Genomic DNA, 1,374 nt, shown 5'->3' with positions numbered 1-1,374 from the left:
ATTCATGTTCCTCTTTGAAGTTCTCTATCTTTTTCAACATCATCCCTAGATATTGTCGTTGTTTTGTTCCGCTTTTCGATTGCTTGTAGGATTCTTCCATCGACCCTAACACGGCAATCAAATGGCGTTTCACTTTCGTTTTTACGGTATTAATGGGTTATTTTGGCAATCGCTCCTGATACCCTAATCCCCGTCTGCCAATCACCAAAGCGGCGCTTTCATGGACGGATAACCCATACTTTTTCATATACTTGAATCGTCCGATGACGCTGGTGTATGCCGGATTCACTTTTTTGATGCGAAACCCAAGCCGTAATCCCCGACGAAGGATCGTTTCCATCAGCTTCTTCTTTTTGAATTGGTGTGTCAGGCGATGGAATCGTTTGTCTGTATCGTGCCGCTGTCTTAGTTGAATGTTTTCAATGACCACTGCCCCAACATTTTCTTGAAGCAGCCAGTCATACACATCTCGTACGGTTTCTCCAATGATGTTGTTTCGCTTATTCGCTTTCACATATTCGAGTTCATGACAGTAAAACACTTTTGATTGAAGAAAGTTTCCCTGTTTCGAAACGATGCTTACGGCGATGCGATCAATGTTGATATCCATCCCAGCGATTCGTTCCGCTTGAATCGGTTCATCATAGGCAAGTTCCCTGCCATATACCTCTTCTTCATAGACGAGATGGACATAATATTCCCCGTTTTTGCGTTTGATTTCAACGGTATATGGTCGATATTCGATAATGGGCTTTCCTTTTGCATTCACTCCGACTGGTTCTCCCATGACGAGATCGATGATTTCCTCTTCATATTTTTCAGGAACAGACACAGGCAACCTCAAGCGGGGAGCGTGTTTTCCTTTTGGTTGTCCAAGTGGATTCGCAATTTCTACATAACATTCATACGTGTGATCGTCATACACGAGACGAATGTTTAAATTTCCTTTTTTGCTTTTATCGCCTCTGGCATACAACTGATTGGAGCGCAAGTCTTTCCATTCTTCGTTCGTGATGTTTCCTTTCAAGCGCTTGTAAAAGTTCTGTTTTCCGCCAAAAATCACACGTGGAATCGTCCCATGATCGAGATGGTGCTTTAGCTCGGCTTCTTTGAATTTCAGTTTTTCTAATCGTCGGTGTAATCCGTCTAAACACGTTGGAAGATCGACTTTTTTCGGTGTTTTTCTTCCATGTTGGTATTCATCGATTTTCTTTTCGGTTTTTTCGATTTTCGCCTGCACATCCTCTAAGCGCATGGGAAGCAACTCACGTTGAGAAGAAATCAACGATTGAGCAAGCAAGACCGCATCTTCGGCAAACCGTTGGTTGAGCTGAAATTGGCGCGGAAGGTGCTTGATGATGTCTTTGGCGTTCC

General features: G+C 43.2%; 1 protein-coding gene. It reads right to left on the bottom strand.

What is annotated here, in order from left to right; translation table 11 throughout:
• Positions 1-157: 157 nt before the first annotated feature.
• A partial coding sequence (locus GCA01S_RS21145) for an IS200/IS605 family accessory protein TnpB-related protein (RefSeq protein ID WP_255212307.1) occupies positions 158-1,374 on the bottom strand: 1,217 nt, incomplete at its 5' end.

Origin of the sequence: Parageobacillus caldoxylosilyticus NBRC 107762 (genome assembly GCF_000632715.1) — a bacterium.
Taxonomy (GTDB): domain Bacteria; phylum Bacillota; class Bacilli; order Bacillales; family Anoxybacillaceae; genus Saccharococcus; species Saccharococcus caldoxylosilyticus.
The sequence above is the reverse complement of the archived record's forward strand: the minus strand, read 5'-3'. Positions and strand labels throughout refer to the sequence as shown.